Below are 21,508 nucleotides of genomic sequence, written 5' to 3'. Positions count from 1 at the left end.
CAGAATTTATTGCAGAAAAATTAAAAATTTGGTGTCTATCAAATCAGATTGTTCTACAATATATTCAACCAGGAAAACCAACACAAAACTCATTAGTAGAAAGATTTAACAGAACTTTTCGAACAGAATTTTTAAACGTTTATCTCTTTGTGAATATCAAACAGATGAAAAATTATGCTGAAATTTGGATGTGGATGTATAATAATGAGCGACCTCATAGTGCGCTACAATACCTTACTCCCAGAGATTTTTTGTTGAAATATGGAAAAATAAATAATGAAAAAAAACAAGATTTTCCTACATTCAAACAAAATTATAATAAAAATAATCAATTATTAAATAAAAACTCTATTTTTGAATGTACCTAACAAAGGGAAGAGTACAATTTTACTAAAACATCATTCTTTTTATTTTTATAAAACACCATTTGAAGATTGGCGGCCATTGGTGCAGCTTTAAACGTATTCCAAACTTTATAGACTTCTTTAGGATCTGTTTCTTCTCCATTCATTCCTTCGATATTTAGAAAAGCAAGTAAAACAATAATATTTCCATCGTGTCCAAATCTCAAAGAAGCTCCATTTTTATTATTTTTAATATAATCGTCAGCTTCCTTGATGATAACTTTTACCAGAATGACATGGTCAAGTTGAAACAGAATCAGGTGATCACTTTCGCCAGAATAGGGTAGTCAATATTTCCAGATTTTCCAGCTAATACTTTACAGAAAAAAGAATTTGTAAACATAGTGTTCGACAGCAGTTTACACTATGAAAATGGGATTTATCAAATACCTACAATGATGGATTTATTTTCGAGTAACCATTTGAAAATAAAGGAAGAAAACTTTTTTATTTATACAAAAAAAGAGATTCTAAGTAATAGAATCCCTTTCAGCGGAGAGTGAGGGATTCGAACCCCCGGAGGTGTGACCCTCAACAGTTTTCAAGACTGCCGCATTCGACCACTCTGCCAACTCTCCAATAACGCAGTCTATTGCGGTATTGCGAGTGCAAATATAGAACGCTTTTTCGAATTTGCAAATAAAATTTTTTAACAATTATTATACGAAAACGTTTTCGTAAGATGAAATTCAATTCAAATAAAACAATAAAATTATGGTTAATAGTTATTTATTAGTGTTCTTAAAATTTAAAATTTCTCACTAAAAATTTATTTTTTTTCTATATTTTAGTATTATTCGTAGGAATAGTTACTTTTTTATGACAATAATTAGTTTTTGTAAAAAAAATGTACGAAATCGTTATAATTGATTACTTTTGCCAAGAATTAAGTAAATAAACACAAATAAACATTTATTAAATGAACCACTCTTCTTATGATCAACAACTTGCATCTTTCAATGAAATGAGCAAAAAGGTTGTAGAATTCATTAAAATTGTTTCAGATTTATGGTATGATCAATCTGTTGAATTGGTAATTTTCCGTAATCAATTAGTTGATAAAAACGTTAGTGACATCGTAAATCTACATCAGTATGCTGAGGAATTTGTAGAAAAAAAGATTGCTATCGACGATACATTAGCGATTGCTAAAGCTATTTCTGAAGCTAAATTACCAGCTTCTAGACTTGATGTTGGAAAATTAGCTAAAGAATATATTTCTGGAGATTATTCTTCGGCAGAAGCTTTTGTTGAAGAGAAATTAGGTGCAAGCAAAAATGTAAAAAGTGTTGAACCAAAAGACGTTGTTTTATACGGTTTTGGTCGTATCGGACGTTTATTAGCTCGTGAGTTGGCTTCTCAAATGGGAAAAGGTCAACAATTAAGATTACGCGCTGTTGTAACACGTGATAAAAACGATCCTGTTTTGTTAGAAAAAAGAGCTTCTTTGTTACGTCATGATTCTGTTCATGGTGATTTTGATGGAAACGTTGTAGCTGATCACGAAAATAATGCGTTAATCATCAACGGAGTTTCTGTTTACATGATTTCTGCAGCGCAGCCAGAAGATATTGATTATACTGCTTACGGAATTAATAATGCTTTAATTATTGATAACACAGGTGTTTTTAAAGATGAAGAAGCGTTATCTCGTCATTTAAAATCTGTTGGTGCTGATAAAGTTTTATTAACAGCGCCAGGAAAAGGTGTTCCGAATATTGTTTACGGTGTTAATCATGAAGAATATAGCCCAGAAAATGTAAATATTTTCTCAGCTGCTTCTTGTACAACAAATGCAATTACGCCTATTTTGAAAGTTGTTGAAGATAATTTAGGTGTTGTAAAAGGACATTTAGAAACTATTCATGCGTATACAAATGACCAAAATTTGGTTGATAATATGCACAAAAAATACCGTCGTGGACGTGCTGCTGCTTTGAATATGGTAATTACTGAAACTGGTGCTGGTAGCGCAGTTGCGAAGGCTTTACCAAGTTTAACAGGTAAATTAACTTCGAATGCAATTCGTGTTCCAGTTCCAAATGGTTCTTTGGTTGTCTTGAATTTAGAAGTTGGTAAAGATACGTCTGTAGAAAATGTAAACAACATCATGAAAGATGCTGCATTGAACGGAGAATTGGTAGAACAAATTAAATATTCGTTGAACAACGAATTAGTCTCTTCGGATATCGTTGGAACTACTGCTCCATCTATCTTTGATAGTAATGCAACAATTGTTTCTGCAGATGGTAAAAATGTTGTCCTATACGTATGGTACGATAACGAATATGGATATAGCCACCAAGTAATGCGTTTAGCGAAACACATTGCAGGCGTTAGAAGATATACATACTATTAATAGTATTTTTTCCCTTTATTTAAAATTAATCCACTAGTTTTTTTAGTTAGTGGATTTTTTTTGTAACCTATTCGTTTAAAAACAGCTAAATAAATTAATTGTTTTATATTTGTTAATATTATATTAATATTGATTATAAAAATTAACACTATTTTTGAACAACTAAAAAAAACATTTTATTTATGAAAAAATTTTACTTTAGATCATCCTTGCTAACTTTATTGTTATCAGGATTTGCTTTTGGACAGGGAACAGAAACTTTTGAGTCCCAAACAGCATTAAGTAGTTCTTATGCAACAGGATCATTTACTGGAGAAACAGGAGGAATTGTATGGAATTATACAAATGCAAGAAATGAAGGTACATATCCTATCACAAATAAAGGAATTTTATTTCAAGCTTCAGGAAATACATTAGAAACTACAATTTCTAATGGAATCGGAAAATTATCTTTTGATGTCAGAAAAGCTTTTACTGGAGGTTCAAATAATAGAAAGATTGAAGTATTAGTAGATAATGTAGTTGTTTACACTTCACCAACATTTGGAAAAGCAGAAACGGATGCTACTATTCATTCATTTGAAGTAGAAATAAATAAGTCAGAGGCAGCTGTTATTACATTTAGAAATGCAGGACCACAACTTACTTTAGATAATATTTCTTGGACTGCTGCTGGAGTAGCAACGGAAAAACCAGTTGTGTCTCCACGAACAATTACAGGAACTTATGGTGTATTGTTGTCTGATGGAGCTGTGACAGCGACTAATAACCCTACCTCTTGGGCGCAAACGGGGACATTACCTTTAGGAATTACATTTGATAATGGTGTTTTCTCAGGTACACCTGAACAACCAGGAACATTTATAGCACAGGTAGCAGCCACAAATCAATATGGAACTTCTGATCCGGCTAATGTAACATTTGAAATAGCTAAAGCTAATCAAACTGTAAATTATACTTTTGAGCATTTGACTCAAAGCCAAGGAACTACTTTTTCTGGTTTACCATCACAAACAGATCAAGGGTTAAATATTGTATATACTTCTGCTAATAATTCTGTTGTTTCTACAAATGGAAATATGTTATCTTTTGACGGAATTGGTTCTACAACAATTACCGCTACAGCAGTAGGAGATAATAATTTTAATAATTATACAACTACTTTTAATGTAAATTCTAAAGATCCTAATGCTACTTATTGTTTTGAAGAGAATTTTACTGGATTGAAAGGAGATAATATAAGTTCAAATGGATCTAATACGGCTTGGAATGGAAATAGCAATTTTCCAACAACATCTAGTGCTTATCAAGCAGGAGATGCTGTAAAATTAGGAACTAGTAATAAGACGGGAGCTATCACTTCTAAAACACTTGATGAAATTTCAGGTAATGTTACTGTAAGTTTTGATGTAAAAGGATGGACTTCGGTAGAAGGTAGTATGAATGTTACATTGGGTTCAGAAACTAAAAATGTTGTTTACACAGCTAAAATGGCTGATGCTTTTGAGAATGTAACTGTAAGTTTTGAAAACGTTGCAGCAGGTTCTACTTTAAAATTAGAAACATCAGCGAAAAGAGCATTTATTGATAATGTAAGAATCCAATGTGCTTCTAGTAATAATTCTACAACATGGGATGGAACAACATGGTCTAACGGAACGCCGGATCTTACAAAAGATGTAATCATCAAAGGCGAAGTAACGATTGATACGCAATTAGAAGCTAAAACACTTACAGTTTCAGATGCTGGAGGTTCAATTGTCGTAAAGTCAGGTGCTCGTTTAATCGTTGATGGGAAGATCGACAATCAAGCTGGTCTTACAGGATTAGTTGTAGAAAATGGTGGTAATTTAATCCAAAATCAAAACGTTGCGAACTCAGGAGCAATTACAGTTAACCGCGATAGTAAATCGATGGTTCGTAATGATATGACGTTCTGGTCTTCTCCGGTTCAGCAGGAAGCATGGCAACAAACTATACGTTCATTCTCTCCGGAAACATTATACAATCGTTTTTGGACATATAATGAAACAACAGATGAATTTACTCAGATTTTAACTTCAGATACAGACTCAAAATTATTTGAACCAGGTAAAGGGGTTTCTATCCGTGTTAAAAACACTTTACCAACAGGACAAAATACAATTCATAATGGTGCATTTTTAGGTGTTCCGTTCAATGGAGATGTAACAGTACCTGTTCAATTTACAGCAAATGGATACAATTTAGTTGGTAACCCTTATGCTTCTAACATTAATGTGGAAAAATTCTTATTAGCAAATGAGAATGTTAATTCATTGTATTTCTGGACACATCAATTCCCTGTTGGTTCTTCAGAATATGCAAATAATTATGCCGCATTCAACGTTGTAGGTGGTGTTATTCCTGATTTGTCAAACATTTCTGTTGGACAAGGATTTATCGTAGGACTTTCTCAAGCTACACCTACAGTTAATTTTAACAATACAATGAGAACTTCGCAAGATGCATTTTTCTATAAAAATTCAATTGCAGAGAAAAACAGAATTTGGTTAAGTTTATCAAAAGAAAGTAAAACAATTAGCCAAATTTTATTAGCTTATATGGATGGAGCTACAAACGATGCGGATAATCAAATTGATGCAAAAGTGATGCAAAGAGGATCTTCAGCAATCTACTCATTGATTAATAATGAAGCATATGCAATCCAAGGACGCAGCTTACCTTTTAAAACTGATGATGTCGTAAAATTAGGTTTTGAGGCGTTAGAGCAAGGAAATTACTCAATTAATATTGAGAAAGTTGATGGATTGTTCGAAAAAGGACAGATTGTTTATTTAAGAGATAAAGAGTTAAATCAAGTACATAACTTATCAGAATCAGCTTATTCATTCACTTCTAAAGCAGGGATATTTGATACTCGTTTTGAACTTGTGTATACAAATAAAACATTAGGTACAGATGAATTGTCAAAAGAAAATGTTATTGTTTATACTAAAAACAATACAATTGTAGTGGATGCAAAACAAAATAAAATTTCTTCGGTAGAGTTGTATGATATTCAAGGAAGAAAAATATTTGTGAAAAATAACATTCGTGCAAGTGTTTACCAAGTTGAATCTTCTGCAAAAGGAATTTTAGTTATAAAAGTTCTGACTGAAGACGGAAAAGTTAAGACTCAAAAAGTTGTAAACAAATAATTTAACATCTAATAAAATAGTACAATATGAAAAATATAAAACAAATTATCTTAGTTGCAGGAGTTTTGCATTGTTCAATAGGTCTATCTGCTCAAGAAAATAAGATTTCGTTCTTTGAATCAACTAATCAAAATGAAAGTTCTGCTAGACCAGGAACCGGTGGTGGTGGAACAGATGTTGAAGATGCTGATCCAGCACCAATCGATGATTATTTACCATTATTGTTAATAGGGGCAGGATTGGTTGCTTTACGTTTCAGAAAGCAGTTATTAAAAAACTAATTTCTAAATTACATAAAAAAGAAAGCTTCTCAAAATTGAGAAGCTTTTCTTTATTTTATCTGTTCCAAACTATTCGCAATTGCTTTATACAAGATTTCCCCCATTCTTTCACAATTTTCGTAAGATTGATCTTTATAAAACTTTGCAAAACCAGTTCGTAATTGTGCAATATTTTCTGGTTTAGAAATATGATCATTTTTCATGATTTTCATTAAATCACGAAAACGTTTCGAACTATTCGAAATTCTTTTCGAAATCAAGGATTTTACTTCTTTTCTATATTGATCGACAGAATTTGGTTTCAAGCGATTATTCACCAAATCAACCATAATTTTATTTTCTTTGAAATACTGTGGTCGATAAATTTTTAAATTTCCTTCATAACATTGTTGATCGAAATCTATTGGTCGAATTCTATAGATAACTTGATCAAAATCGTGAATTGGAATCACCACATAATTATACGAACGCATATCACCCAAAAGACCAATAAAACAGCGTTCATTGAACTTTACAAACTCTTTTGCAATCTGATTTTTTTCTAAATCATTACATTTATCCAAATAATTTTTGATAAAAACATCTCCTGGAATTCCTAAAATATGCTCTTCAATCAATGTATTTTTGTAGACCAAAAAATTGATTCGGTGAGGAGATAAAATATCTTCTAATTCTAAACCATAAATACGCGAAGCATCTGCTTTTTTGATGTAAAAATTGGTATAATTATCATTCAAAATATTACGAACCCGAATACGAAAAGGTTTCGAATTTCCGAATGTACAATAATCAATAGAATCAACAACAAGATAAGGCAAAGACTCCTCATCTCCGTCTGAATGTAAGTAAGTATAAATTCTGTTTAGGCTATCTTGTATTTCCTGATGTTCCGAGTCGGTATAATAAACACCCAACCAATGCGTGTCATTCCCTTCCTTATCTTCCAACGCTACACAACCCGAAAAACGCATCAAATCATCATATTCTATACTCGCTTTTGTTGTGCGATGATATTTCTCTAAATAATGATTTAATTCGTCACTCACAGGATAAATAGGCTTTCTAAACTCTATTTTTACATCTTTCATTTCATGCTTATTAGTCTATACGAAGATAGGTCTAAATTTATTTTTTAAAATTGTTTATTGGATTAATATTTGCTAAATTCAAACATAATCTAAATCTAAATAAAATGAATATTCAGGTCAGAAATTTGACTCTTGAAGATTATAGTGATTTGACTGAATCTACAAAAGAAGCCTATCACAATCAGCTTGGAACTTGGACTGTCGACGAAATTAAAGAATTATTAGCTATTTTTCCGCAAGGTCAACTTTGTGTTGAAGTGGATGGAAAAGTTGTTGCTTCGGCATTAAGTATTGTGGTTAATTCGAAAAAAACGAATATCGAATCGAATTATGATACGATAACATCTAATGGTAAATTTTTAAAACATGATCCAGAAGGTGATGTAATGTATGGAATTGAAGTTTTTGTTCATCCAAATTATCGTCAATTGCGCTTGGGAAGACGTTTATATGACGAACGTAAAGCGCTTTGTGAAGAAATGAATCTAAAATCAATTGTAGCTGGTGGACGTATTCCAAATTATCATAAATATTCGCAAGAATTATCTCCTAGACAATATATAGAAAAAGTAAAAAGTAAAGAAATTTATGATTCAACTTTAGCTTTTCAGATTTCGAATGATTTTAATGTTAAAAAAATCTTGAAAAATTATCTGAAAGATGATAAAGAATCCTTAGAATACGCCACTTTATTAGAATGGAATAATATCTATTACGAACCTGAATTGAAATCTAATTCACCGACAAAACGTACTATTCGTCTTGGTTTGGTGCAATGGCAAATGCGTTTATTTAATGGTTTACAAGATTTTTATGATCAAATTGAGTTTTTCGTAAGTGCGGTAAGCGATTATGGCTCTGATTTTATTATGTTTCCAGAATTTTTCAATTCGCCGTTGATGAGTCCATATAATCATTTGAAAGAGATTGAAGCGATGCATCAATTAGCAACGATGACGGACGATATTGTGAAGAAAATTCAAGAATTTGCAATTACATATAATGTCAATATTATTTCAGGATCTATGCCTCATCTAAAGGAAGGAAAACTATATAATACGTCATTTTTATGTCATCGTTCGGGGAAATTAGATTCGTATAGTAAAATACACATTACACCAAATGAGTTCAAATATTACGCATTGAATGGTGGCGATGAAATAAAAGTTTTTGATACCGACTGCGGAAAAGTAGGTTTACTAATTTGTTATGATGTCGAATTTCCTGAATTGAGCCGTATTTTAGCCGATCAAGGAATGGAAATTTTATTTGTTCCATTTATGACTGATACGCAAAATGGTTATACGCGAGTACGTAGTTGTGCGCAAGCTCGTGCAATAGAAAATGAGTGTTATGTGGCTATTGCAGGCTCTGTGGGAAATTTACCGCGTGTGAATAATATGGATATTCAATATTCACAATCGGCAGTTTTCACACCTTCAGATTTCTCTTTTCCAAACAATGGAGTTAAAGCAGAAGCAACTCCGAATACAGAAATGGTACTGATTTCTGATGTTGATCTTTATCTTCTAAAAGAGTTGCATGAGTATGGAACTGTAAAAACGATGAAAGACAGACGCAAGGATTTGTATGAAGTAAGACTAATAAAAACATAAAAAAAACCTCCAAATTGGAGGTTTTTTTTAGTTCTTATTCCCATTGGTTAGACTCGAATAAGAGCATAGACCTTAGGTTCGGTTAAGTATCTGTACTAAAATTAGAAATATTTTTTATAAGGGACAAATATTTTTTAGAAAACTTTGAACTTTAACATATTTCAATTTTGTTTTATAACTCTAATTCGAAGATTTGAATAAACTTTTCATTGAAATTATTTGAAACAAATTGATTAAAATAGATTTTTTTTCCATCGTTAGAAAAATGCGGAATTCCCGTTAATTCATTATTGATTTTTTGAACTTGATAGATTTGTTTAGATTTTTTTTCGGTTAAATCATTTAGATATATTTTATCGTTAACAAAATAAATAGCATATTTTCCGTTTGGTGAAAGATTGAATGGAGAGGTAATCGAATTTTCTAAAAAAGAATATTGAATAATTTCATTCGAAACTAAATTTACACCAAATAATTGCGTCTTATCAAATTCATCTTCCATCAAAAAATAGATGATTTTCCCATCAGGAGAAGAACGTAACCAATGTCTAAAATTACTAATTCCATGTTGAGTAAAAGTGATTCGTTTCTGCGAAATACAACTTGGCACATCTGGCAAAGTAGTTAAAGTTCCTTTTAAATTATCGTTTTCATCAAACCTTATTTCATTTGGAATTTCAGCAATAAAAATTTCCGTTTTCAAATTCCCTTTTTCATCACGCACATGTCCCTGAAATGCGATATTGTTTGTTGAGTTAATCCAACATTCATCAAAAGCTTTTTCGATTTCATCACTTCCATTTTTAGGATTTATCACTACTCTAGAAACGATAATCGAAAACATTTCACCAAAATTATTCTCTAATGTTTTATCAAAATCAACCTCAACTTTTTTGGGAAACATCATTCCAACCACTCGCTGATCTTTTATACTAGAATTGTGTTTGGATTCTTGTTCCAAGACATAATCGTTGTAAGTAAAACTAATCCAATTCTTCTCTTTTTGCCACGAATGCGAATGTGTTCCTCCACGCAAAGCACCATTTGTAAAGGGAAAATTTATATTTCGAGCATCCATAAAAATAGGCTGATTTGGAAATTCTAAATCAATTGCGACACCTGTCCTTCTTGTTGCCGAATACGGATTTGCTTGATTCGCATTTCGAATACCATGAATAAAAATAACTTTATTCTCAATTTGTGAAAAAGAGGCTGCACCTACTCCAGGACCAAACTCTGTTTGATTATTTGTTGTATAAATAATTTCGGATTCGTAAGTTCTCGTATGAAGTAAACAAATGGAAGAAGTTTCTCCAATTTTTGTATCATCATTTCGTCTATCAAAAACAAGATAATTACCATCAACCGATTGAATTTGATTATGATGAAGCGTATGTCCAAAATCATCATAAGTTAACTGCTTTACCATATCGTATTGTTTAATAATATTTTATTTACTTAATAAACATTTAACAAGCAACTAAAAACGTAATTATTTGATTACTAGAAACATTTCAACATTCTTTATAAAAATTTGTTACAAAACTGCATTTTATTTTTTTTGTCTGGATTAATTATGATTAATAATATACTTTTTTCAATGTTTTTATTTTCCTTAGTATAAGTTTTGTTAAACCTTAAACAACAAAGGTAATATTTAATGAAGATTTTGGAAAATCTACAACCAGAATTGATTCGCAATATGTTCCACAATCTGGAAATGATAACAACAATTGAATAGTTTTACCTCGTATAGACATGTTGTCAATGATATTATTTCTCCTTATCCAAAACAATTGCCTTTTTTGATGGTAAAGTTTGGAATTTCTGGAAGTAGAAAATAAAAGCTCAGTTACAGACTGAGCTTTCTTTTATTTATACCAACTACTATACATCAAATAATTATTGGCGATTCTTTCTATTTCGCCTTCTTTCAATTCTTTTGGAACATCTTTAATTTTTTTCGCTGGAATTCCAGCCCATAATTCTCCTTCTTTTACATGCGTTCCTTTGGTTAAAATTGCACCAGCAGCAATCAAAGAATTAGATTCAACAATGCAATCATCCATCACAATTGCGCCCATTCCAACCAAAACATTATCGTATATTGTACAACCATGTACAATAGCATTATGCCCTATCGAAACGTTATTTCCAATTGTTGTTGGCGATTTTTGATACGTCGCATGTATTGTTGCGTTATCCTGAATATTTACTTTATTCCCCATTTTGATATAATGTACATCTCCACGCACAACTGCTGAAAACCAAATTGAGCAATCATCTCCCATTTCTACCTCTCCTACAACCACAGCATTATCCGCTAAAAAGCAGTTTTCACCGAACTTTGGTGTATGCCCATTTAATTCTTTAATTATTGCCATAACAAAATCTATAATTCTAATGATAAAGATACATTTTTATAGCGTATTTTTGTAGAACTATGAGAGTATACGAAGAAATTACACCAAATAATAATGTGATGAAGTTCGTTTGTGACGAGACTTTAACACAAGGTGGCGTGGAATTCGATAAAGAATCTACAGCTACCGAATCTCCTTTAGCGCAAGTTTTATTGACTATACCATTTATTCAAAAAATATTTATCACAGCGAATTTTGTTGCGATAGAAAAAATAGATGCTGTTGATTGGGCTGATGTTACAGAAGATTTGAAAGAAATTATCAATGAACATTTAGAAGAAAATGCAATTTTAGCACCAATGAAAAAGGCTCCTATTTCTATTTATGCAGAAATGACGCCTAATCCTGCTGCGATGAAATTCGTTTCAAATTCTATGTTAGCGCCAGAAATCATCGAGATAAAATCGAGAGAAAAAGCTGCTGGAGTTCCATTAGCTGTTGCGATTTACAAAGAATATCCTTTTGTTGAAGAAGTTTTTATTGTTGATAATTATGTTTCTTTAACGAAAAACGAAACAGAAGATTGGTCACTTTGGGCGATGGATGTTCGTTCGTTTATTACGAATTATTTACAAGCTGGAGGTCCTGTTTTTGATGAATTTTATGAATTCACAACAGAAGCTCCTGAGCATGTTGTGGTAAAACCTGCTGAAGAGTTTTCTTCTGTTGAGCAACAAATCAAAGCTATTTTAGACGAATATGTTCAACCAGCAGTTGCAAATGATGGTGGAAATATCGAATTAATTGAATTTGATGAAGAAACGCGAACAGCAAAAATGTTATTACAAGGTGCTTGTTCTGGTTGTCCATCTTCTACAGCAACGCTTAAAAATGGTATCGAAGGTATTTTAAAACAAATGATGCCTGATGTTGTAGACAACGTTGAAGCTGTAAACGGATAAGATTAAACACATAGTATCAAAAAAATCCAACTCGTTTTGAGTTGGATTTTTTTATTTAATATCTCTCGATTATTCATCAAAAAAGTCGATAGAACGACGATAATTATAAAAAAATAACCTTCTGCGAGCTTCTAAATCATTGACACGAATCGACGAAACATCATCAATCTGAAAATACAAAGAGCCTTCGTCCGTACCTTCCGAACCAATACATTTTAACTCGAAATCATCTTCAGTTAAATTCCGAATAAAACCTGCAAAACGACTATTGTTATTTAATTGAATACGTGATACATATTCGGTTTGATCATTTATTTCGCCTAAAATTTGACGAACCCAATTTTCTTCTGCTGTTGCATTAAATGTGATTGGATTTTCTTGATCCAAATCGGTGTGATGTTCTTTCAAATAATTGAGACATTTGCAGTAATCATCAACATCTATTCGACTAATTTTAAAATAAGGTTCGATTAAAATTCCATCTTTTTTACCATATTTCGAAATGTGTTGCATCGTAAAAAATTCGTCATTAAAATCTAAAATATATCCAGCCCAAAAATTATCTCCTTCGGGATCATTGTAAACGGCAATAATTGATTGATTTTCTTTTGAGTGTTGTAATATTTTATAGAAGTTAGAATTCATATTTCTTTGGGTTAAAAAGTCAAATTACGAATCTTTGTGGATAAAAAAAAGGTTCTTGATTATTTCAAAAACCTTTTCTTTCTATTAATTCGCTTTTCGGAAAATCGAAGCTTCATAACTTAATGATTGCCAATCTCCTTTTTGCAGATTATCTAATTTTATTTTTTTGTAGATATTTTCTTCTCCTGCAACTGTTATTGTAAATTGTGTACGATCTAAAATATTTTTTTCAGTAATTGTATAATTAATATCAAATTTCTTTTTTGTCAATTTCTCTACAATTGGTTTTAAATAAGCTATAGCAGCTTCAGAATTTTTGAATTGTTCGTTTTGTGGAAATTGCACATCAAAATATCCTTCGTATGTAAAATCTGGTTCTGTAATAATCAAATTATAAGGATCAGCAAACAAGGCTGGACGCTGTTTTTGGTATTCTTTTTCAGTTATATATTGACGTTTTTCTTCTTTATAAATCAACGGATATTTATCAGCAAGAACAGCTAATTTATCGGTATCATAAGAATACGGAATTCCGTCATGAAAAACATTGTAGAAGGCAGGATTTACCAACCATTGATCGACAATTTTCTTATCTTTTACCATATAAATCATTACTCCATTATCTTGTGCTTGAAAAGTAGATGATTGATATCCATACTCCAAAATTGGTTTTCCTAATTGTATAGCCGCAGCATTTTCTAACATAAAATTAAACTTCTCATAAGCCTTTGTTTCATCGCTTAAAGGAGCCATTCCATATACTTTTGTCGAAGCATCTACATTTTTATCATTAATCATAGAGGTTACTTGCGCTGTTGCAAAATTTGCAAGAACAACAGTGGCTGTAAGTAAAATTTGTTTTATCATGTATTGTATATCTTTATTTTAAAATGTGTTCCAAATTTATTGATAAATTTCGATAGTTATCTTACCTGATTGTGTAATACTTCCGCGATACATTCCGGCAGTGTTAAAAGGAAAACTTGCTTGACCATTTTTATCTAAAATAATCATTCCGCCATCGCCTCCTAAATCACCAATTTTCTTAATAACTTCTTCACCAGCTTTTTTCGAAGAAAGTTTCTTGTAATTCATCAAAGCCGCAACATCATATGCCGCAACAGCTTTTATAAAATATTCGCCCCAACCCGTACTCGAAACACCAACTTCGCTATTTGCATACGTTCCAGCACCAATAATTGGCGAATCGCCTACTCGACCAAAACGTTTATTTGTCATTCCACCAGTCGAAGTTCCTGCCGAGATATGACCTTTATTATCCAAAGCAACTGCGCCTACAGTACCAAATTTTTCGTCAACAAAATTGAATGGAACATACGCTTGTGTTTTAGCATCATGGTCTAATTCCATTTTTTCTTTATCCTTTTCCAAAACTTTTTGAAGAGAATTCCAGCGTTCCTCAGTTTTAAAATAACTTGGATCAACAATTTCTAAACCTTGAGTTTGAGCAAATTCTTCTGCTCCTTTTCCAACCATCATCACATGAGCAGAATTTTGTAAAACAGCTTTTGCTGCTAAAATTGGATTTTTAATCGTTGTAACTCCAGCCACAGCACCTGCTTGCATTGTATTTCCAATCATCAACGAAGCGTCTAATTCATTTTTACCTTCATGCGTAAAAACCGCTCCTTTTCCTGCATTAAACAAAGGTGAATTTTCCATTACTTTTATGGCTTCTATCACTGCATTTTCACTTTCGCCACCTTGTTTGATGACTTCATAACCTTTTGTCAAAGATTCAGCTAAAGCATCTCGGTACGCTTTTTCCTTTTCGGGTGTCATATTTTTTTTCAGAATTGTACCAGCACCACCATGAATTACCAAAACAACTTTGTCTTGTTTCGTTTGTGCATATGTAGAGATTGTCAAAACTGATAAGATTAAACCGACTATTTTTTTCATGTGTAAAATTTTATTCAACGTCTAAAAATAGAAAAGTTTATAGAAATTAACTATTTTTAGCATTGAATTTGATAACGAAATATCAACAACTGTTATTAAACAAATAAATTACCTATGAACTCTAATAAACACTATCTTTCTAACAATGTCTTGTTACAGTTAGCATTTATTGCAATAATACTTTTAGTTTTTGGATTAATTACCAAAAATCTTTTAGCATTTTTCCCTGGACTTCTCGGTGCTTTGTGTTTGTATGTTTTGCTTTTAAATCCTTTGCAATGGCTAGTAAAAGTAAAAAAATGGAACAAATTAGCAAGTGTAATTATCTTAATGATTAGTAGCGCGATTTTGATTATTGGACCTCTTTATTTATTAATTCAAATGTTAACGAATAAAGTAATTGTGCTATTAAATGACACAGCTCAAATTAAAACAGATGTCAATAAAATTATTCAAATGTTGCAAACCAAATTTCATATCGATGTGTTTAGTGCAACAAACATTGAAAAAATAACACAAGTTGGAGGTAAATTATTAGAAAAAACACTGAATGCTTCAATGGATATGACAGTTCAGTTGGGTGTTGCTTTCCTTATTTTGTATTTTATGTTGATGAACCATCAAAAACTTGAAAATTGGTTTTACAGAACAATTCCGCTTAAAACAAGTAATTTAGTCAAAATGAACAAAGATTTGAAAGATTTAGTTATTTCAAATGCTGTCGGAATGCCATTAACAGCCTTTCTACAAGCAATAATTGCCTACATTGGATATCTTATATTTGGTGTAGATGATGCGTTTACTTGGTTTATTTTAACCATTTTTGCTGCAATGTTGCCTGTCGTTGGTGCCGCACTTATTTATGTACCTCTTGGACTATTTTTACTTGCAAAAGGTGAAACTGGATCAGCGGTTGGATTATTAATTTATTGCTTTGTAATTGTTGGGCTTTCAGATAATTTAATCCGTTTAGTTTTACAAAAAAAAATGGCAGATGTTCATCCATTAATTACTATTTTTGGAGTAATCGTTGGTTTAAATCTATTCGGATTTATCGGAATTATATTTGGACCTATCTTATTTTCAGTATTCTTTTGGTTAGTCAAATTGTACAAATACGAATTTATTGATCCAAATCCTGAAGATTAATTATTATTAAAAACCAATTAAAAATGAGTATAGAAAACTTTAAATTCTTTAAACCTTTAGAACCACGTTGGAGCGATTTTGATCCAATTGGTCATGTAAATAATGTATTTTATTTCGAGTATTTCCAGATCGGTAGAGCCTATTATATGATGGCTTCGAGCAAAAAATGGCAATGGACGCGACACATGTTTGTCATTGCACATATGGAAGCGAGTTACCAAAAAGAATTACGTCCAAATGCGATAGAACCTCGTATTGGTGTACGAGTTACAAAATTAGGAAATAAGAGTTTCGATTTTGAATATATTGTCACAAGTAAAAGCGAAAATGGTGAAGATGTTATTCATTGTATCGGAAAAAGTACACAAGTAATGTACGATATGGAAGAGAAAAAATCGATGGAATTGCCAGATTGGGTAAAAAATGATTTTAAGAATTACGAAGGTAATCTTTAGAAAATAATCCTAAAAAAAATACAACAGTAGTTAAGTCTTTTCATTAGATAATGATTAGATTTAACTACTTTTTCTTTTTAAACTCGTTGCGTTATGAAAAATTTGTTTTTAATGCGTCATGCAAAAAGTAAATGGAACGAAAATGTTTCAGATCAATTTCGTTCTATCACAGAGATTGGTGAATTCAAAACGAAGAAAGTAGCAAATTATATTCATCAAAATTTTGAATTGAAATTTGATCAAATATTTTCGAGCAAAGCAGTTCGAGCAAAAGAAACTTCTCTACTTGTCAAACCTATTTTATTTCCTAATCAAACCATTCATATCGAAGATGATTTGTATACTTTTTCGCATTATTTATTAGACAAATGGATTAGAAATTTGGATAATGAATTGCAAAATGTTCTTATTTTTGGACATAATCCTGCGTTTACAGATATTACCAATCAGTTAGGAAATGAAATGATTTACAATCTTTCGACTTCTGGATTTGTCTGGATACAGTTTGATTCTGATAATTGGAAATCGATTCAAAAAGGAAAAACTATAAAAATAATTTTACCTAAAGAAATTAAATGAAAAAATATATAAACCGCGAAATCAGTTGGCTTTCTTTCAATGCGCGCGTGTTGCAAGAGGCTTCTGACGAAACAGTTCCGTTGTTAGAACGAATTCGTTTTTTAGGAATTTATTCGAACAATTTAGATGAATTTTATTCGGTTCGATATTCTACAATTTTGCGCTCGATACAGTTCAAAGATGTAGAAATTGTTTATCAAAATATTGTACCAGATCAAACGGACGAAGAATTGATCGATGAAATCAATGAAATTGTGCGTCAGCAGCGAGTCCAGTACGATGATTTGCATAATCAATTATTCAAAGAATTAGAGAATCACAATATTTTTGTGATAGATGATACATCGATTCCTGAGAATTATTTAGAATTTATTTCCGAATATTTTTACAACGAATTTATTCATACGGTTGGAGTTTTTATTTTAGATGATATTAAAAAAGCACCGCCTTTACGCGATGGATCGTTCTATTTAGCGGTGAAAATGCAATTAAAAGACAAAGTTCAATATGCACTTTTGATTGTTCCAACGCATTTATTTTCGCGTTTTATTGTGCTTCCAAAGTATGATCAAAATACGTATGTCATGTATTTGGAAGACATTATTCGTTTTCATTTGAAAGATATTTTCAAAATGTTTGATTTCGAAACAATTGAAGCACATTCCATCAAAATTACACGAGATAGCGAACTTGATTTTGATAACGATTTAGAACATAGTTTATTAGAAAAAGTCATCAATAGTTTAGAAAATCGTAAAAAAGGTGTTCCTGTCCGATTAGTTTATGATGCTGAAATTGCACCAGATACGTTGAAATTTTTCTTGAAAAAATTACGATTAGATGAATATGATAGTATCAATCCGGGAGGAAAATATCACAACAAACGAGATTTGATGAGCTTTCCAAGCTTTGACATTCCAAATTTAACGTACGAAAAAATAAAACCAATTATTCAGAAAAAACCTTTTGAATATAACAGTTATTTTCAGGCTTTTACGGAAAATGAGGAAATGATGATGGCGCCTTATCACGATTATTCTTTGTTGTTAAAATTTCTTCGAGAAGCTGCAATTGATCCTAAAGTAACCAAAATAAAAATTACAATTTATCGTGTTGCAAAGGATTCGCAAGTGATGCATTCGTTGATAAACGCAGCGATGAATGGAAAAGAAGTAACAGCTGTTTTGGAACTTCGTGCGCGATTTGATGAATCGAATAATGCGATGTGGTCGAAAAAATTGCAAGAAGCTGGTGTGAATGTTATTTTTGGGGTTCCGGGACTGAAAGTACATTCGAAAATTGGTTATATCGAACGTAAACCAGAAGGAATGTTGGCACAGAAATATGTGTTTATTAGCACAGGAAATTTTCATGCAGGAACAGCTAAAATTTATACAGATTATACGTATTTCACAACCAATCCGGGAATAACAAAGGATGTTGAACAGATTTTTAAATTTTTCGGAGCTAATTATTTGAACTTAACGTACAATCATTTATTGGTTTCACCTTATGGAACACGTAAAAAAATTGTCAAGATGATTAAACGAGAAATCAAAAATCATCAAGCTGGTTTACCTGCGGAGATCAACATGAAATTAAACAGTTTAAGCGATAAACAAATCATTGATTTATTGTATAAAGCTTCTCAAAAAGGAGTAAAAGTCCGTTTGGTTGTGCGTGGAATTAATTGTTTGATTCCTGGAGTTAAAAATCTTTCCGAAAATATTGAATGTGTCAGCGTTATTGATAAATTTTTGGAACATCCGCGTGTGTATTGGTTTAAAAATGCAGGCGATGACAAAGTTTATATTTCCTCTGCAGATATGATGGAACGTAATTTGGATAATCGTGTGGAAGTAGCGTGTCCGATTTACGATCATAAATTCAAAAAAATAGTTATGGATACGTTTAATTTGAGTTTTGAAGATAACGTAAAAGGTCGCCAAATAACGGCTGAATCTTCTTTAGAATACAAACGAAACAATAAAAAACCAAACCGCTCTCAGTTTACGACCTACGAATATTTTAAAAAATTAAACGAACAAGAAAATGAAGATTAGAAAATTAGGAGCAATAGATATTGGATCTAACGCCATGCGATTGTTGATTAATTATGTTTACGAAGAAGAAGGTCGTGCGCCAATTTTTAATAAAACCAGTATTGTGAGAATGCCTATTCGTTTGGGACACGATGTTTTTATTGATGGACAAATTTCCGAAACAAATATAGATCGTATCTGCGATGCTATGTTGTCTTATGCATTGATGATGAAGGTTTATGATATTGAAATCTATAAAGCTTATGCAACTTCTGCCATGCGCGAAGCCAAAAATGGAAAAGATGTTGTAAAAAAGGTGATTAAAAAATCTGGAATTAACATCGAGATTATAGATGGAAAAACCGAAGCTGAATTACTTTTTAATACTGAATTAGGTGATTTTATACAAGACGAAAAAATCTATTTGTATGTAGATGTTGGTGGTGGTAGTACCGAATTAACGTTATTAAAAGATAATAAGGTTTTTACGTCAAAATCCTTTGAAGTAGGAACTGTACGTTTGTTGGAAAATAAAGTTTCACCAAATACTTTTAACGAAATGAAACAATGGATTCACGAAAACATTGGTGATGATGAAGTCGAATTAATTGGTTCTGGTGGAAATATTAACCATGTATACAAATATTCAGGCGTAAAACTGGGAATGCCTTTGAGTAGTGTTTATGTCAAAAAACATTATCAAATTTTACAAACGATGACTGCTGAAGAACGTATGCAGAATTTCAATATGAAACCCGACCGTGCTGATGTAGTGGTTTATGCATTAGAAATTTATAGTAATGTACTAAAATGGTCGCATGCAAAGAAAATTCATGTTCCGAAAATTGGACTTTCGGACGGAATTATTCGAAAAGTATATAAAGATTTAGAAAAATAAATACTTCTATTATAAGGTCAGATTAATCTGGCCTTTTATTTTGATTAAAATTTTATAAAACAAAAAAAAGCTTGAACAAATGTTCAAGCTTTCAGCGGAGAGTGAGGGATTCGAACCCCCGGAGGTGTGACCCTCAACAGTTTTCAAGACTGCCGCATTCGACCACTCTGCCAACTCTCCAATAACGCAGTCTACTGCGGTATTGCGAGTGCAAATATAGAACGCTTTTTCGAATTTGCAAACCTTAATTTAAAGTTTTTTTAATACAAAAACATAGTTTATTCAGTATCAAATAAATATTTTAAAAAAAATTATACAATAACGACCAAAGCTATCTGAATAAGGAAACCAAGCGTAAAAAACAAAGCGGCAAACTTCAATAAAGTAAAACGAAAAGTTTCATTCAAGATTAATTTATTGACCAATGGTTTCGAGATTTTTTCGTCCAAAAGCTTTTCTACTTTTTTATAGAAAATCAATAATAAAATTATAATCATTATAACAACGACAAATACAAAAAAAGAACTCATCGAATGATAAAACATCACTCCCATCGCCATTCCTAATACAGCTAATATTAATTGTGGCAACTGATTAATTGCTTTCCGAATCATTTCTTCGGTTTTACTTAACCAATCAGCTCCAAGAATTTCTGGCGCAGCCATCCAAAATGCAAGAAATTGCAATATCAAACCAAGTAAAGTAAAAATTTTTATCATTCTCAAAAATTCAATTATAGTTAAAGATAAAAAAAACCGTTTAAAATAAATTAAACGGTTTTCATATTATTCTTTTCAAAAAAGATTATTCTTCCTCTTCTTCGTCTTCTTTCATCGTATGATAAACGTTATTTACGTCCTCATCTTCATCAAATTTCTCTAACAATTTTTCGATGTCAGCTTTTTGTTCTTCTGTTAATTCTTTTGTTGTTTGTGGAATTCTTTCAAATTCTGATGAAATAATTTCATATCCACTTTCTTCCAAAGATTTGAAGATTGTTCCGTAATTCTCAAAAGGTGCAATTAATACAATTCCATCTTCATCCTCAAAAATCTCCTCTACTCCAAAGTCAATCATTTCAAATTCTAATTCCTCTAAATCTAGATTTTCAGGTTTTTGAATCTTGAAATTACAGATATGATCAAACATAAATTCAACAGAACCTTGCGTTCCTAATTGTCCATTACATTTACTGAAATAAGAACGAACGTTAGCTACTGTACGATTGTTGTTATTTGTAGAAGTTTCAACTAAAACGGCAATTCCGTGAGGTCCATAACCTTCAAAAATAACTTCCTTATAGTTTTCTGTATTTTTATCAGATGCTTTTTTGATTGCGCGTTCGATATTATCTTTAGGCATATTTACAGCCTTCGCATTCTGAATTACCGCGCGAAGATGAGAATTTGAATGCGGATCAGGTCCTCCTGCTTTTACTGCCATTACGATATCCTTCCCAATTTTAGTAAACGCTTTAGACATTGCTGCCCAACGTTTTAATTTACGTCCTTTTCTAAATTCAAATGCTCTTCCCATTTATACTTGTTTTAATAGTTGCAAATTTA

General features: G+C 31.5%; 20 protein-coding genes and 2 tRNA genes. 11 read left to right on the top strand and 11 right to left on the bottom strand.

The annotated features are described in order from the left end of the window. Positions 1-368: integrase core domain-containing protein (locus tag G0Q09_RS10220; RefSeq protein WP_219034781.1), on the top strand; the 368-nt coding region annotated here is incomplete at its 5' end. Here G0Q09_RS10220 and G0Q09_RS10215 read toward each other — a convergent pair. Both G0Q09_RS10215 and G0Q09_RS10210 read right to left on the bottom strand, forming a co-directional pair. Continuing rightward, entirely contained in the window at positions 365-571 is a 207-nt protein-coding gene (locus G0Q09_RS10215) for a hypothetical protein (protein WP_219034780.1), read from the bottom strand. The genes G0Q09_RS10220 and G0Q09_RS10215 overlap by 4 nt on opposite strands. A gap of 326 nt (positions 572-897) precedes the next feature. Then, positions 898-982 (bottom strand) — tRNA-Ser (locus G0Q09_RS10210). A gap of 341 nt (positions 983-1,323) precedes the next feature. On the opposite strand from G0Q09_RS10210, the gene G0Q09_RS10205 reads away from it, so the two are divergent. The 3 genes from G0Q09_RS10205 (at position 1,324) to G0Q09_RS10195 (ending at position 6,223) form a co-directional block, all read left to right on the top strand. Next, positions 1,324-2,763 carry a glyceraldehyde-3-phosphate dehydrogenase gene (locus G0Q09_RS10205; RefSeq protein ID WP_219034779.1) on the top strand — a complete coding sequence of 480 codons (1,440 nt, stop codon included), beginning with the start codon at positions 1,324-1,326 and terminating at the stop codon, positions 2,761-2,763. 182 nt (positions 2,764-2,945) lie between these two features. Beyond that, positions 2,946-5,942, top strand: a complete 2,997-nt coding sequence (locus G0Q09_RS10200; protein ID WP_219034778.1) for a RemA C-terminal-like gliding motility protein — start codon at positions 2,946-2,948, stop codon at positions 5,940-5,942. Between the two features lie 26 nt (positions 5,943-5,968). Beyond that, a complete protein-coding gene (locus G0Q09_RS10195; protein ID WP_219034777.1) occupies positions 5,969-6,223 on the top strand; it encodes a hypothetical protein in 255 nt (84 codons plus the stop codon). A 50-nt stretch (positions 6,224-6,273) separates the two neighbouring features. Here the strand turns inward: G0Q09_RS10195 and G0Q09_RS10190 are convergent, their stop codons facing one another. After that, complete coding sequence (locus tag G0Q09_RS10190; RefSeq protein WP_219034776.1) at positions 6,274-7,311, bottom strand: hypothetical protein; 1,038 nt, start codon at positions 7,309-7,311, stop codon at positions 6,274-6,276. Between the two features lie 104 nt (positions 7,312-7,415). On the opposite strand from G0Q09_RS10190, the gene G0Q09_RS10185 reads away from it, so the two are divergent. Continuing rightward, positions 7,416-8,927: a carbon-nitrogen hydrolase family protein gene (locus G0Q09_RS10185; protein ID WP_219034775.1), complete on the top strand. Its 1,512-nt coding sequence runs from the start codon at positions 7,416-7,418 to the stop codon at positions 8,925-8,927. A 172-nt stretch (positions 8,928-9,099) separates the two neighbouring features. Here the strand turns inward: G0Q09_RS10185 and G0Q09_RS10180 are convergent, their stop codons facing one another. Next, positions 9,100-10,356 carry a DUF3748 domain-containing protein gene (locus G0Q09_RS10180; protein WP_219034774.1) on the bottom strand — a complete coding sequence of 419 codons (1,257 nt, stop codon included), beginning with the start codon at positions 10,354-10,356 and terminating at the stop codon, positions 9,100-9,102. 442 nt (positions 10,357-10,798) lie between these two features. Beyond that, positions 10,799-11,311, bottom strand: a complete 513-nt coding sequence (locus tag G0Q09_RS10175) for a gamma carbonic anhydrase family protein (protein WP_125348841.1) — start codon at positions 11,309-11,311, stop codon at positions 10,799-10,801. A 59-nt stretch (positions 11,312-11,370) separates the two neighbouring features. Here G0Q09_RS10175 and G0Q09_RS10170 point away from each other — a divergent pair, with 59 nt between their 5' ends. Beyond that, the gene (locus G0Q09_RS10170; protein WP_125348840.1) at positions 11,371-12,252 is read left to right on the top strand and encodes a NifU family protein; all 882 of its coding nucleotides are present in this window, start codon (positions 11,371-11,373) and stop codon (positions 12,250-12,252) included. Between the two features lie 69 nt (positions 12,253-12,321). On the opposite strand, the gene G0Q09_RS10165 is transcribed toward G0Q09_RS10170, so the two are convergent. The 3 genes from G0Q09_RS10165 to G0Q09_RS10155 all read right to left on the bottom strand — a co-directional run bounded on the left by G0Q09_RS10165 (position 12,322) and on the right by G0Q09_RS10155 (position 14,820). Further along, a complete protein-coding gene (locus G0Q09_RS10165; RefSeq protein ID WP_125348839.1) occupies positions 12,322-12,897 on the bottom strand; it encodes a hypothetical protein in 576 nt (191 codons plus the stop codon). Between the two features lie 84 nt (positions 12,898-12,981). Then, positions 12,982-13,764 carry a hypothetical protein gene (locus tag G0Q09_RS10160; RefSeq protein ID WP_219034773.1) on the bottom strand — a complete coding sequence of 261 codons (783 nt, stop codon included), beginning with the start codon at positions 13,762-13,764 and terminating at the stop codon, positions 12,982-12,984. Positions 13,765-13,800: 36 nt separating this feature from the next. Then, a complete protein-coding gene (locus G0Q09_RS10155) occupies positions 13,801-14,820 on the bottom strand; it encodes an isoaspartyl peptidase/L-asparaginase family protein (RefSeq protein ID WP_219034772.1) in 1,020 nt (339 codons plus the stop codon). Positions 14,821-14,934: 114 nt separating this feature from the next. Between G0Q09_RS10155 and G0Q09_RS10150 the strand changes: the two genes are divergently transcribed. The 5 genes from G0Q09_RS10150 to G0Q09_RS10130 all read left to right on the top strand — a co-directional run bounded on the left by G0Q09_RS10150 (position 14,935) and on the right by G0Q09_RS10130 (position 19,943). Next, a complete protein-coding gene (locus tag G0Q09_RS10150; RefSeq protein WP_257468185.1) occupies positions 14,935-15,969 on the top strand; it encodes an AI-2E family transporter in 1,035 nt (344 codons plus the stop codon). A gap of 23 nt (positions 15,970-15,992) precedes the next feature. Beyond that, the gene (locus G0Q09_RS10145) at positions 15,993-16,424 is read left to right on the top strand and encodes an acyl-CoA thioesterase (RefSeq protein WP_052217929.1); all 432 of its coding nucleotides are present in this window, start codon (positions 15,993-15,995) and stop codon (positions 16,422-16,424) included. Positions 16,425-16,517: 93 nt separating this feature from the next. Beyond that, entirely contained in the window at positions 16,518-17,003 is a 486-nt protein-coding gene (locus G0Q09_RS10140) for a SixA phosphatase family protein (RefSeq protein ID WP_038336593.1), read from the top strand. After that, positions 17,000-19,066 (top strand): polyphosphate kinase 1, encoded by a 2,067-nt coding sequence (gene ppk1, locus G0Q09_RS10135; protein ID WP_219034771.1) that lies wholly within the window; start codon positions 17,000-17,002, stop codon positions 19,064-19,066. Before G0Q09_RS10140 ends, ppk1 begins: the two co-directional genes overlap by 4 nt. Then, positions 19,056-19,943, top strand: a complete 888-nt coding sequence (locus G0Q09_RS10130) for a Ppx/GppA phosphatase family protein (RefSeq protein WP_219034770.1) — start codon at positions 19,056-19,058, stop codon at positions 19,941-19,943. Before ppk1 ends, G0Q09_RS10130 begins: the two co-directional genes overlap by 11 nt. Before the next feature lie 95 nt (positions 19,944-20,038). Here the strand turns inward: G0Q09_RS10130 and G0Q09_RS10125 are convergent. The 3 genes from G0Q09_RS10125 to G0Q09_RS10115 form a co-directional block, all read right to left on the bottom strand. Next, positions 20,039-20,123 (bottom strand) — tRNA-Ser (locus G0Q09_RS10125). 131 nt (positions 20,124-20,254) lie between these two features. Further along, positions 20,255-20,662 carry a hypothetical protein gene (locus G0Q09_RS10120; protein WP_219034769.1) on the bottom strand — a complete coding sequence of 136 codons (408 nt, stop codon included), beginning with the start codon at positions 20,660-20,662 and terminating at the stop codon, positions 20,255-20,257. Positions 20,663-20,747: 85 nt separating this feature from the next. Then, positions 20,748-21,479 (bottom strand): YebC/PmpR family DNA-binding transcriptional regulator, encoded by a 732-nt coding sequence (locus G0Q09_RS10115; RefSeq protein ID WP_219034768.1) that lies wholly within the window; start codon positions 21,477-21,479, stop codon positions 20,748-20,750. Between the last annotated feature and the right edge of the window lie 29 nt (positions 21,480-21,508).

The organism is Empedobacter falsenii, assembly GCF_019308355.1.
GTDB lineage: Bacteria > Bacteroidota > Bacteroidia > Flavobacteriales > Weeksellaceae > Empedobacter > Empedobacter falsenii_B.
Note: the sequence above shows the minus strand (reverse complement) of the source record. Positions and strands in the feature narration are given on the sequence as shown.